The following is a 12,984-nucleotide window of genomic DNA, read 5'->3' on the forward strand; positions in this document are numbered from 1 at the left end:
TTGTTACTTCTTGTCTTTATCAATAAATTGAAGCCATTCATCAAGTAGTTTAGGCCATGCTTTTAAGTGTGGATACTCTAACGCTAATCCAAATCCATGTCCTCCTGTTGGGTAAAGATGTATTTCAACAGGGACATTATTTTCTTTTAACGCCTTGTAAAATAGCAAGCTATTTTCAACGGGAACAGCATTATCATCGGTGCTATGAACTATAAAAGTTGGAGGTGTATCTGCTGTAACTTGGAGTTCATTAGAGTAAAAAGTTATTTTTTCTTCAGAAGGATTTTTTCCAAGAAGGGCATTTCTTGATCCCATATGCGTATACTTTTCTTTCATGGTTACTACTGGGTACATCAAAATCATAAAATCAGGACGTGCACTAACCGATTTATAAGAATCGTCTTTTATATTCGTATCTATATTAAAATGAGTTCCGAGTGTGGATGCTAAATGACCTCCAGCCGAAAATCCCATAATTCCAATATTATTCTCATCCAGCCCCCATAAAGATGCATTTTTACGTACTATTTGTATCGCCCTTTTAGCGTCTTGTAAAGGGACTTCATTTTTATTAGTAACCGTTTTTGCAATTGGAAGTCTATACTTTAATACAAATGCAGTATATCCTTTAGAATTAAACCATTGTGCAATTTCTGTACCTTCCCAATCATAAGCTAATATTCCGTATCCTCCGCCAGGACAGATAACAACAGACTTTCCGTTATTATTTCTTTTAGAAGGGAAAAAGGTTTCTAGTGTAGGAGTTTGAACATTTGAAATTCGCTTTATATTCGAAATTTCTATCTTTTCTTTTTCCTTATCATTTGAAATGCTATTTGGAATCTCACCTTCGTATAGATGGATAATTTTATCCTGACAAGCAGCTATATTTATAGATAGGAAGGTAGACATTAGCATAGCAATGCTAAGAATAGTGATTTTCATAATCAAGTGGTGTTAGTTGGATACAGAAAGTGGCACGGTAGATAAAGAGTCTGGATTTTCTTTAATACATTCTTCAATAAAATCGACATAAGTGTTTTTACCGTTAGCAAGAATACCACGAGGAATGCGTTCGTTTTCACTGTGGATATTATCAAGGTAACTCATTTCGATATTCACAGGTACTGTACAGAAAGTAGCTATTCCTTTTGCTCTAAAAAGACCAGCATCACTTGTATTAGGAAGTAAAATAGTTATTACGTCTGTTTCGGTGTGGTTTTTAAGAATGGCTTTCTTTAAGTTCTTATAATAAATGCTTTCATCATCCGAAGATTTCATTTCAGGCATTGAATATATCGTAGAAACTTCAATATCGTCATTATCAAGACGCTTCTTTATGTTCTCTAAAAATTCATCTTTCGAAGAGTTAGGAAGCAATCTACAGTCTAGAAGTGCAGTAACCTCACTAGGAATAACATTTACAACATCATTCATGCTGTCTACGCTGGTTAGCGTAATAGTATTAGAGAAAATAGAAAAAAGCTCAGGTTGCTGTCTTAATTTCGGAGTAATAAACATTCTAAAAAGCTTAGGGTGGCGCATGGCGAAACCAGTAAGTCCTTTTTCTAATTGTCCCATTTCTTTAAGCATTTTTACATTTAAATCTGTATAAATGGCTTTTTGCTTTTTACCAAGGAGATTATCTAATGCCTCAACCATTTCTTTATTTGCATAGCGTAATGGAGTAACAGAACCATGGGCAGAAGTGTTTATATTTAATTTTAACTTAATCCATAAAGCTCTTTTATGAGCCACAGAAATAGGGAAAACAGATTTATCAGGCCTTGTTTGTAATGCTCCTTTTATCGCTGGAGGACCTTCGCCTAAAACAACTGCGGGATTAAGTTCATCTAGATAATTATTTATCACATATTCTGCACCACCACGGCATTGTGTTTCTTCACAAGAAACAGCTAAAAAAGTAACATTAAAAGGTAATTGTTTGCCTTTATATTTATTTAAAATTTCTACAACACTAAATAACTGCATAATAGCATTACCCTTGTTGTCCCATGCTCCACGGCCCCAAATATCTGTTTCTGTTATTTTACCAGAAAAGGGAGGTTCTATCCATTTTGATAGATCTCCAGCAGGAACTACATCAATATGATTTAATAATACTATGTTTGGTAGCTTAGAAGAAAGAGGATAGATAGAAGCAGTAAAGTTATACTCTCCATCTGTATCGCCCATTTGTTTTATATGAAGCCCATTTTCTATGCAAATATTCTTAATCCATTCTCCAGCTTCTTTTTCATGACCACTAATAGATTCAAACTTCACATATTCACTTAAATAGGTGTCTATGTTTTCATTGGTAAGTGGCCCTAAATTTTGTGTTGTAGAGTCGCTATTTACAACTTGAGAATAGGAGGATATTGCAGTTATGAATATGAGGAAGAAGCTTAAAAAAGCCTTTATTTTACTTAGCATAAAATTCTATATAGTTTGATTCAATATATTGATAAAATTTGGGTTTATATAAACTATTTCAAGTTTAATAGGAAAATTTAAAAAAACCATTAAATTTATAGAACAATTACTCATCTTTGAAGTATAATTTTATGGGTGCCATTAATATAATTTATGCATAGCCGAATTTAGGTATTAAATTACAAATTCTAGAGCGGATTTCTAAAACAGTTTTTATTTTGTATACAAAGTCATTTCCAATACAGCCACATCCTTTTATCTCTTATATTAGAGTAGGGAGGTTATTGTATATGTCTTTGATTCTTTTCATATTAGAATCATGGATTTATTGGAAGTATTTAAGCGCGTCATTAGACGAAGGTTCCTTATTACCGATACTGTTTTGGGCTTGGTGTTTTCTTTTTTCATTTATACATATCTATTTAGTTATGATGGATGGATGGTCTCGTTATCAGAATTATAAAAGGGCAAAAGATCAATTTTATATGTATGGTTTTAAAAAAAGAATAGCAGCTACTTATATGAATTCTAAATGCCAACGGATGGCAGCAGAAGTTGCCGCTGAAGAATTAGGACTCGAAAACAAACTTAAGAGCTATTATAAATCTTGCGGTGTACGCTGGTATCACTATATACCTTATTTTATGGTAAAGGATCCTCTTTTTCTTTTTAAGAAAAGCTTCTGGTCGCGTACTTTTTTGGAGAAAAATTATCAAGCGAAAATAGATTTTAGAAACTTAGAATTAGAGTCGTCCATATGATTATTGCTGCTGAAGAAATCACCAAAAAATATGATGGCGTTACCGCTCTAAAAGAAGTAAGTATATCTTGTAATTCAGGTGAAATTATAGGCCTATTGGGTAAAAATGGTGCTGGGAAAACTACGCTTTTTAAAATTTTATTCGGATTGATACATCCAGATTCTGGTCGGTTAAAAATAAATTCGGAAAAAGTAAAACCTCTTGGAGGAATTATAGAAAAACCTGCTTTATATGAATATTTAAATGCAAAGGAGAATATAAAAGTGTTTTCAAAAATCCAAGGTTTAGATTTCAATACACAGCAGATAGAAGATAGCTTGCTTAAAGTGGGACTTCCATTAGATAGAAATGATCCTGTTAAGAATTTTTCTATGGGGATGAAACAACGATTAGGAATTGCAATCGCTTTATTAAATAACCCTGCTTGTTTAGTTTTAGATGAACCTTTCTCTGGATTGGATCCTATTGGAATAAAAGCAATAAGGAAATTGATTTTAGAATTAGTTTCTAAAGAAAAAATCGGAATTATTATATCATCACATATTACAGAAGAACTTAGTAAAATCTGTGATGTTCTATATGTTATTAATAAGGGAACAATAATTAGTAAAGGAGAAACTCAAAAGATAATCGCAGAAAACACCACTTCTTTTAGTATCTATGCTTCTGGAATAGAAAATTCTATAGCGATAAAAAAATACCCAGCAATTATAAAAAGGAACAGTGCTGAGGTGACTATTTCTCAGCAAGAGATTCCAGAATTACTTCAGCAATTAACAGAAGAAAAGATTTTTATTACAGCTTGTGTGCCAGAAATAAATTTCGACAAATTATTTGAATCGCCAAGTCTATGAAAAATTTAATAGCAATAGAGGTATTCAAACTCTTTAAGCAAAGTAAAACCTATTATGCGCTAGCTGCAATTTGCATTATAGAGTTCTTAATTCTTATAGGAGCTTATTTTCAAGGGAATGCTATTATAGATATATTATTGAGTAACCTTCGAGATTCGTTTTATTTTGAGGGATCTCTTTTAAATGGGAATCTTTTAATTTACCTTATTTTAAATACACTTTGGTTTCATCTGCCGCTTATATTGATGATTGTAATATCGGGAATGTTAACTTCAGAATATAAAGATAATACCATACAAACGGTAATGTTGCAACCAATAGTAAAATGGAAATTTATACTCAGTAAATATATAATAGCTATATTTTTTACTTTGGGAGTAGTTATTATTACTGCGATATCTTCCTTTCTATTATCGTATTTACTTTTTGGGAAGGGAGATTTAATTGTTTATTTGGGGAATCTAAACTTTTTTCAATCAGAAGATGCTCAATATAGATTGCAATTAGCATTTCTCTCTGGAATGGTTTCCATGGTATTTTTCTCTGTAGTGAGTTTAACGCTAGCTGTAATTTTTAAGGAAGCTACAAAAACATGGATTGTAGCCGCATTATTTCTTATAATCACAAATCTATTTCTGAAATTTGAAATAGAAAGTACCTTTTTTAACGAATGGTTTTTTCCGAAGTTGAACAATACATGGCAATACTTTTTCTATCAAGAAATCCCTTGGAATATTATTTACCATAACAATATTGTACTTACACTTTATACGTTGCTCTTTCTTGGAGTTGGAGTTTTAATTTTTAATAAGAGAGATATAGGATAATGCAGAAGTTCACAATTTTAATATGCCTATTGCTAGGGCTTAATTGTATGCTGGCTCAAGAAATTAATAGTGATCTATTGGTTGTTAAAAATCGTCTTGATAGTATTCAAGGGTTTGAAGCTAATATGGAACTAAATGTAGACATTAGTTTTATTAATATGCCTACAAAATATGCAGCTATAAAATACCAAAAGGACACTCCAATGGAATTTGAATCTGAAGATTTTATTATGATTCCAAAGCGTGGCCTTGATTTTTCTATGCAAGAACTTTTCAGATACCCTTTTATAACTGTAGATCGAGGATCAGAAGAAGAGGAGGGAGTAATTCTAAAAAAAATAAATATTATCCCTACGGATAAAAAAGCAGACTTTGCGCTCGCTACTTTATGGTTGGATACAAATTTGAAACGTATAGAAATGTCTGAAATAAATACAAAGAAAGATGGCACTTTTACCGTTTCTATGGAATATAATTCCTCTCAAGCGATCATGCCAAGTGAAGTGATTATCAGTTTTGAAATTGAAAAAATAAAGCTTCCGATTCAATATTTAGCAAAAGATGTGGATGTAGATAGAAAAGAAATGCGAAATCAAGATGTAAAAACCGGAAGGATTATCTTAAAGATTGATAATTATAAAATCGATTATAAATAAAAATGCCCTCCCTAATAAAAGAGAGGACATCTTCATTCACCTAAAACGGATTCTTATTTTTCTATCCATTCACCACTTTCATTGGCGAATAGGTTTCCAGTTTGGTCACCCATTTTTACTTCTAGCTTATATTCATTTTCTTCATTAACGAAAGCCTTTGTAATTTCTGCTCCTGGGTAATCAGCCTGTAGTGATTCTAAAATTGCTTGTGGAAGCTCTGCTACTGCAATTTCTTTATAATTGTCTTGCATTACAACTACTTTTACGTCGTTGTTTGCTGTTGCAGGCACTGCTGCAAATGCTGTTAAACTTCCTAATGCCATTGCTGCTACTAATACTATCTTTTTCATGATCTTTATATTTTGAAATTAAACTTATTGTTGTTGATTTTTATGATTGGTTAGTCAAAAGAGCTCTTATTGCTCAATCCATTCACCGCTTTCGTTAGCGTAAAGATTTCCAGTTTGGTCTCCCATGGCAACTTCTAGCTTGTATGTTTTTTCTTCATTTACAAAAGCTTTAGTAATTGTTGCTCCTGGATAATCTGCTTTCAAAGCATCTTGAATCGCTGTTGGCAGTTCTGTTACTGCAATCTCTTTATAATCATCTTGCATTACAACTACTTTTACATCGTTGTTTGCTGTTGCAGGCACTGCTGCAAATGCTGTTAAACTTCCTAATGCCATTGCTGCTACTAATACTATCTTTTTCATGATCTTTATATTTTGAAATTAAACTTATTGTTGTTGATTTTTATGATTGGTTAGTCAAAAGAGCTCTTATTGCTCAATCCATTCACCGCTTTCGTTAGCGTAAAGATTTCCAGTTTGGTCTCCCATGGCAACTTCTAGCTTGTATGTTTTTTCTTCATTTACAAAAGCTTTAGTAATTGTTGCTCCTGGATAATCTGCTTTCAAAGCATCTTGAATCGCTGTTGGCAGTTCTGTTACTGCAATCTCTTTATAATCATCTTGCATTACAACTACTTTTACATCGTTGTTTGCTGTTGCAGGCACTGCTGCAAATGCTGTTAAACTTCCTAATGCCATTGCTGCTACTAATACTATCTTTTTCATGATCTTTATATTTTAAAAATTAATGTTATTGTTTATTGGTGTTTATAGTTGGTTGTAAGGTTTTTTATTGCTCAATCCATTTACCGTTTTCATCGGCGTAAAGGATTCCATTTTGTTCTCCCATGGCAACTTCTATCTTATATGTTTTCTCTTCATTTATATAAGCTTTAGAAATTGTTGCTTCAGGATAATCAGCTCTAAGTGCTTCTTGAATCGCTGTAGGAACTTCTCCAACTGCAATCTCTTTGTAATCGTCTTGCATAACAACAATTTTAGTGTCGTTGTTTAAAGTTGTTGGAACAGTTGCAAATGCTGTTAAACTTCCTAATGCTAATGCTGCTACTAATACTATCTTTTTCATAATTCTAATATTTGTGGTTATACTTTGTTTTCGTTATTTGTATTGTATAGTGCTATTTTCATACCAATAGGAAACTAGTAAAGTCAAACACGTGTAAACGTCTGTTTATTAGGTAATTAATTTATTTTGTAAAAAATAGGAAGTGGGAAAAACTGTGTAAAGTAGCTAAACAGTGTGTAACGAATACACAGTTTTAGTGTGTAAAAGTTTTAATATTGATAAATAGTAGTCGGATTTATTGTAGAAATATCATTTTTATATATAATTATTCGATATTTTAATACAATTGGATCCTCTGTAGATACATAAATAGGTTTTTGTCCTGGGTAAGCAGCATTTTGCATACTATTTTTAGACCTTAAAATCCATTCATTATTTGGAGAAGGATTCTCTTTACTTGCAATTATTATAAGCCCGCTCTTTTTATTATTGTTGAAAGAGCCACTTATAACCACATTCCTTTCCGCTTTAATAGCTTTATTTATAGGGGTGATATTTCTTTGGTAATTTTAAATTAGTAAAGAGGTTAGAAATCTCTTTATATTCTCAGAGTTACTTATTTTTAAAATGTATGTCAGAAAACTTATATGTGTAAAACACTAATAAAGAAGTAGTGTCTTTTTATTCAACCATAAAAAGGGCATTTACAAAAAACAACTTTCCATTTTCCCAGAAGCCTCTAAAAAGAGGATTGTCTACCATGTAAATAACTTTTCCTTTCCCCATATTTTCAGAACCTAAAACAAGACTGTTGGCCTGTTGTTTTTGAGCATCGCTACCCGCAAATCCAGCAAGAGGCTTCGCATTGTCTTCAATATAAACAGCATTTTTACTCTTTAAGAATTTATAGGCATTGCCACTAAGCTTTAAAGTGTAATATGTGTCTTCATAACCGTAAGACAAAGGGTGGGTGTTATCTACTTTCGCTTTATAAATAGCTCCAGTAATCATTTTTTTAATGTATTCACGCTTGCTAGAGATATAGCTTTCTGGTTTCTGAATGCTATCATTTTCTTCCTCAGCTTTATTAGCGGAAATATCAAAATCGTCATCGTTATCAAGCACTTTAATAGCGTCTCCAATAGCAATTAGTTTCCCTCCGTTATGAATCCATTTCTTAATTTTCTCTAATTTTCCCTTTTCTAATTTACTAAGCTCAGGTAAAATTAAAACATCATATTCCGAGAGGTCGGTGCTATTTATATAGTCATTATCAATAACAGTAATCGGGTAGTGGAGCTGTTGCTCAAAAAAGTGCCATACTTCTCCAAAATTAAGTGTAGCAACGCTGCCACCAGATAAAGCAGCAACCTTAATATTCGGAATAATATGTACAGCGCTAGAACCAAAATCTTTCCCTCCACTCACAAAACCTGTAGTCGTTGAGGTTAATATTTTATGGTGCTTTGTAGCTGCATTTTTCAGAATCGTATTAAAATCTTTAACCTTAGTATTATCACTCTTTGTAATAATTAAACTCCCGCGACCATAAGATTTCTCATCAATAGTAAAAGGCTCCGAAGCATAACGAATCTGTATCTTTTGAGATAGTAACTCCGTTAAAAAACGAGCATCATCCATGCTATTCCAATCGGTAATATATGCATAAGAGTCGCTGTTATAATCTAAAGAAGGATATTCTAAGCTTTCCGAAGTAGTATTAATCATATTTTTAGAAGCCACAGCCTCCAAACCATATGCATAAGGTAATGACCATGCTGTAATATCGTAAGTAAGCGAGTCTGTTAACTTTGTTTCAGGCTCAAATAAAACTGTTACTAATGTCGATTTCGGCTGATTAGTACTTACCACCAATTTTGGATTATCACCCTTTAAAGAACCATTTTCTTTAGTATCATAATGTAAACCCTTTACCGTTTCCGTAGTAAAACCATATTTTATTTTATGAACATCCAGAAGGCTGGTAAGCGCTTTTATCTTATCAATATCCCCAGAAAGGGCATAACTATTATAGGTAAAATCTTTATTTGCATAGAACGCACTAAACTGTTTGTTTAGCTTATCGGTATTTTTAGAAGCCATTTCTAACGTAGATATTCCCGTTGTAAAATGGTGAGCAATACGGTCTTTTAAAGTCAAGGTATCTCCACTTTTTATTTTCACTCCAAGCCCAGCACGTCCGCTACCGCCTTGTTCATAGGTCATTCCAATAGAACCGCTATAAATAGGGTAGGTGTCACCATAACTAGGGTAGAGTAAATCGAACACCTCTTTAGTGAAATAAAACCATCCGTTCTTATCAAAATATTTAGCGTGGTTTTTTCCAATTGCAACTTGGAAATCGCGCTGCCATTTGGTAATCACTTCGTGCATAGGTTCCGCAGCAGGCGCAAAATAATATGGGTTATCCATGCTTTGCTCATGGAAATCAACATGGATATGCGGCAACCACTCGTTATAAACAGCCAAACGTTGCTTGCTCTCCTTTTGTGTAACCCATGCCCAATCGCGATTTAGATCAAACATATAATGATTTGGGCGACCAGAAAGCCAAGGCTCGTGGTGCTCCTTAGAATTTACATCTACATTATAAGGAGTGTTTTTATAACTATTATACCAATTTACATAGCGATCGCGACCATCAGGATTCACACTCGGATCCATAATAACAACTGTATTCGTTAGATATTCCTTTTTAGAAGTAAGAATTTCATAGATCGTTTTCATGGAAGCTTCCGAGCTCACACTTTCATTACCATGTACATTATAGCTAAACCAAACCAAGGCTTTTTTAGATTCAGAATTACCATCTAAAGCCTTTAAATGTTCGAGTCTAATGTTTTCTAGATTGCTTAGGTTTTCTGCAGTAGAAACAAAAGCAAGTAGTAATTCTCTCCCCTCATTGGTAGAACCATAAGATTTTAATTGCACCATTTCCGGAACTGCATCCGCCAAATATTTATAGTAAGAAACTACTTGGTGGTGTCTAGAAAAGCGAGTCCCCAATTCGTATCCTAAAAATTCTGAAGGAGATTTTATCTGCTGAGCAGTTGCAAAAAGGGATATAAATATAAAAGCAATTAGAAATCTAAACTTCATGGTCGTTATTTTGAATTAGCCTGCCAAAACTACTAATATAATTTATTAGCAGCACATCTTAACTAATTTTTTAGATACAAAAACCTGAAAGAATTTTATATTTACTGATTATGAGAAATTTTATTTGGGCGCTCCCACAAATTATGTTTCCATAATTATAGGTCGGGCTTTTCGCTGTATCTATTTTGTTATATTTAGAACATAAAAAATAGTTCTAATAAGTAAGGTAACGGTTTTCAACCGACAGATAGCAATAGCAAAATAGGATGCCGCTACAATCCCTAGCGCAAAAAGTATTAAGTAATCAGAAATAAAATATTACACTTTAAAAATACTATTTTCGCTTTTTGAAATTATAAAGAGATCTGTACAAGATTACAGTTTTTACAACGCTAAACTTATAATGGTAGGCGAGTAGAAACTAAATAAATATTTCATTTTATACCTAGAAAGTGTATTTCAAGGTAACTGACGCTGAAAAAATAACTATGCCAACAAATTATATATCATTTAAAGAAACTGGATATTTTTCTAAACTGATGTGCGATTATATCAGTCAGAAAGAAGAATTAAAACCTTTCTACAACCGTTTCCCTACTTTAGAAAATTTTAAAGCACAAATAGAAGAAAAGAAAGCCTCTTTTCCGATGGAAAATAGAAAAGTGTTGGCATCTGTATTACAATCGCAATATAAAAATATAGATACTTCTAGTGCTACACAGGCACATATTACAGCCTTAGCAGATGAAAATACATTTACAGTAGTAACGGGGCATCAGCTTAATTTATTTACTGGACCTCTTTACTTTTTATATAAAATTGTTTCTACAATCAACTTGGCAAAGCAACTCCAAGAAACATATCCAAACAATCATTTTGTGCCTATTTATTGGATGGCAACAGAAGATCATGATTTTGAGGAAATCAATTACTTTAATTTTAATGGCAAGAAATTTCAATGGAAAGGTCCAGAGACTAAAGAAACTGGCGGTGCTGTTGGAGAACTTCCAAATAACGGACTAGAAGATGTTTACGAGTTATTTAGTCAAGAATTGGGTGTAGGGAAAGATGCAGAAACATTAAAAAACTGGTTTAAAGAAGCTTATTTAGAACACGATAACCTCACCGACGCCACAAGGTATCTAGCAAATAGAATTTTTGGTAACGAAGGACTCGTAATTATAGATGGTGCAGATAAGAATCTGAAGCAACTTTTTGTTCCCTATATGGAGACAGAGATGTTCCAACAAGATTCCCAGAAAGCAGTAACAGAAACTATAGAAGCGTTAAATAATGTAGACGCTTCCTATAAAATCCAAGTCAATCCACGAGAAATAAACTTATTCTACTTATCGAAAGGTCTCCGAGAGCGAATTATAGAAGTAGATGGGAAATATGCAGTAAACGAGACTGATATTTCTTGGACTAAAGAGGAACTTAAAAAACATTTGCAGGAGCATCCAGAGCTATTTTCTCCAAATGTAATGACGCGACCTTTATATCAAGAGGTGATTTTACCAAACCTATGCTACATCGGTGGAGGTGGAGAGATTGCATATTGGTTGGAACTAAAAAGCTTTTTTCAAACAGCAGCCGTTCCATTCCCAATGTTATTATTGCGTAATTCTGCTTTGATTATCAATAAAAAGCAAGTAAAAAAATTAGAGAAGCTAAATATAAGTTTCGAGCAACTTTTCTTAAAGCGACATACTTTTATAAATAGAAAGGTAAGAGAAATTAGTAATATTAATATAAACTTCGACGAGCAGAAAGCACATTTGGTAGCACAATTCCAAGAGATGTATCGCTTGGCAGAATTAACAGACAAATCTTTCTTAGGAGCGGTAAAAGCGCAAGAAGTAAAGCAATTAAAAGGACTAGCTAATTTAGAAAAGCGATTATTAAAAGCACAGAAAAAGAAGCTCTCCGACCATGTTTCGAGAATCGTAGAAATACAAAATGACCTCTTTCCAAATGAATCATTACAAGAGCGCACCGATAATTTTGCCAATAGCTATGAAGAATATGGTAATGAATTTATAAAGCTATTATTATCAGAACTCGATCCGTTGAGGCAAGATTTTGTAATACTTACAGTTTAAAAAACTACTGAATAGCGCATTTGCAAATCTGCAAATGCGCAAATTTGTAAAAGATACTTTTTATGTCTTTTCACTGCCTCGTTCTATTCTCTTTTTTCTCATATTGTGGATTCCCGTAAGTAATTTATTTTTTGAAAGTGTATATTTATAAAAAACAAACGCAATTACGATTGTTTGATAGTTGCCATTCATTGTGGTTCACTCAATACTGAAACAAAAAACGAATGAATAAAATAAGACTGACTTTAATTTTTATACTGTTATTTTCTTTAGAATGTTTTAGCCAACAAACCGCAAAAAATGGAATAGCACAAACTGCTGTTAAAAACGGTATTGGAATTGGAAGCGCAATTGCAATTGTAGTTTCTTGGGACAGAAATAAATCAATTCTTTATGCATTATTACACGGAATATTGGGCTGGCTTTATGTTATTTATTTTGTAATAGTCCGTGAAAGTGAAGAAAAGAATAAATAATCAAAAACCGAACTGAATACGGAATTTAGCAAGTTTCGGAAATGCTTACTCAATCGGAATTGAAAAAATTGAGGAATATAATGCTGATTGAATTTACTCAATCGCTGAAAAGTTGAAAACGGAATTTTAGTCGGATTATTTGAACCCTAAAAAACAACGAAATGGCAACACCGTGTATAATTAATTGCTTGGCTTTAGACTACTTACGAAAGTCCTCGCGGACTTTCTATCTATGATTTATTTGCTAACTTTAGTGCTTAAATCACGCAACTAATCATACACAACAACGTTAGCAAACATAATGACCCGTCCTGAAATATGTATACACTAAAACAATTGTATATGTATAAAAATGATGGATATGTAAGACGTTAT

The 12,984-nt window shown here is 32.8% G+C and carries 14 protein-coding genes; 6 read left to right on the top strand and 8 right to left on the bottom strand.

Going from position 1 to position 12,984, the window contains the following annotated elements; genetic code table 11:
• Positions 1-3 precede the first annotated feature (3 nt).
• On the bottom strand, positions 4-945 hold the full coding sequence (locus tag ACN0TY_RS09910; RefSeq protein WP_417444365.1) for an alpha/beta hydrolase: 942 nt from the start codon (positions 943-945) through the stop codon (positions 4-6).
• Positions 946-957: 12 nt separating this feature from the next.
• A complete protein-coding gene (locus tag ACN0TY_RS09915) occupies positions 958-2,436 on the bottom strand; it encodes a M20/M25/M40 family metallo-hydrolase (RefSeq protein WP_417444366.1) in 1,479 nt (492 codons plus the stop codon).
• A gap of 218 nt (positions 2,437-2,654) precedes the next feature.
• Here ACN0TY_RS09915 and ACN0TY_RS09920 point away from each other — a divergent pair, with 218 nt between their 5' ends.
• Genes ACN0TY_RS09920 through ACN0TY_RS09935 form a run of 4 tightly spaced genes read left to right on the top strand, consistent with a single transcriptional unit; the run spans position 2,655 to position 5,534 of the window.
• The gene (locus ACN0TY_RS09920) at positions 2,655-3,197 is read left to right on the top strand and encodes a hypothetical protein (RefSeq protein ID WP_236958716.1); all 543 of its coding nucleotides are present in this window, start codon (positions 2,655-2,657) and stop codon (positions 3,195-3,197) included.
• Positions 3,194-4,051, top strand: a complete 858-nt coding sequence (locus ACN0TY_RS09925) for an ABC transporter ATP-binding protein (RefSeq protein ID WP_417444367.1) — start codon at positions 3,194-3,196, stop codon at positions 4,049-4,051. The genes ACN0TY_RS09920 and ACN0TY_RS09925 overlap by 4 nt, the downstream gene beginning before the upstream one ends.
• Positions 4,048-4,878 carry an ABC transporter permease gene (locus tag ACN0TY_RS09930; protein WP_417444368.1) on the top strand — a complete coding sequence of 277 codons (831 nt, stop codon included), beginning with the start codon at positions 4,048-4,050 and terminating at the stop codon, positions 4,876-4,878. The genes ACN0TY_RS09925 and ACN0TY_RS09930 overlap by 4 nt, the downstream gene beginning before the upstream one ends.
• Positions 4,878-5,534, top strand: coding sequence for a hypothetical protein (locus ACN0TY_RS09935; protein WP_417444369.1), 657 nt, complete (start codon positions 4,878-4,880; stop codon positions 5,532-5,534). The genes ACN0TY_RS09930 and ACN0TY_RS09935 overlap by 1 nt, the downstream gene beginning before the upstream one ends.
• A 53-nt stretch (positions 5,535-5,587) precedes the next feature.
• On the opposite strand, the gene ACN0TY_RS09940 is transcribed toward ACN0TY_RS09935, so the two are convergent.
• The 6 genes from ACN0TY_RS09940 to ACN0TY_RS09965 form a co-directional block, all read right to left on the bottom strand.
• Complete coding sequence (locus ACN0TY_RS09940; protein WP_236958712.1) at positions 5,588-5,884, bottom strand: hypothetical protein; 297 nt, start codon at positions 5,882-5,884, stop codon at positions 5,588-5,590.
• Positions 5,885-5,950: 66 nt separating this feature from the next.
• Positions 5,951-6,247 (bottom strand): hypothetical protein, encoded by a 297-nt coding sequence (locus ACN0TY_RS09945; RefSeq protein WP_417444370.1) that lies wholly within the window; start codon positions 6,245-6,247, stop codon positions 5,951-5,953.
• Positions 6,248-6,313: 66 nt separating this feature from the next.
• A complete protein-coding gene (locus ACN0TY_RS09950) occupies positions 6,314-6,610 on the bottom strand; it encodes a hypothetical protein (RefSeq protein ID WP_417444370.1) in 297 nt (98 codons plus the stop codon).
• Positions 6,611-6,674: 64 nt separating this feature from the next.
• Entirely contained in the window at positions 6,675-6,971 is a 297-nt protein-coding gene (locus ACN0TY_RS09955; protein WP_236958710.1) for a hypothetical protein, read from the bottom strand.
• A gap of 209 nt (positions 6,972-7,180) precedes the next feature.
• Positions 7,181-7,426 carry a DUF6807 family protein gene (locus tag ACN0TY_RS09960; protein WP_417444371.1) on the bottom strand — a complete coding sequence of 82 codons (246 nt, stop codon included), beginning with the start codon at positions 7,424-7,426 and terminating at the stop codon, positions 7,181-7,183.
• Between the two features lie 166 nt (positions 7,427-7,592).
• Positions 7,593-10,031 carry a M14 family metallopeptidase gene (locus ACN0TY_RS09965; protein ID WP_417444372.1) on the bottom strand — a complete coding sequence of 813 codons (2,439 nt, stop codon included), beginning with the start codon at positions 10,029-10,031 and terminating at the stop codon, positions 7,593-7,595.
• A gap of 488 nt (positions 10,032-10,519) precedes the next feature.
• Between ACN0TY_RS09965 and bshC the strand changes: the two genes are divergently transcribed.
• On the top strand, positions 10,520-12,133 hold the full coding sequence (bshC, locus tag ACN0TY_RS09970) for a bacillithiol biosynthesis cysteine-adding enzyme BshC (protein WP_417444373.1): 1,614 nt from the start codon (positions 10,520-10,522) through the stop codon (positions 12,131-12,133).
• Between the two features lie 224 nt (positions 12,134-12,357).
• Positions 12,358-12,609, top strand: coding sequence for a hypothetical protein (locus ACN0TY_RS09975; protein WP_417444374.1), 252 nt, complete (start codon positions 12,358-12,360; stop codon positions 12,607-12,609).
• Positions 12,610-12,984 lie beyond the last annotated feature (375 nt).

It is taken from the genome of Joostella sp., assembly GCF_048266025.1.
Lineage (GTDB): Bacteria > Bacteroidota > Bacteroidia > Flavobacteriales > Flavobacteriaceae > Galbibacter > Galbibacter atrarenae.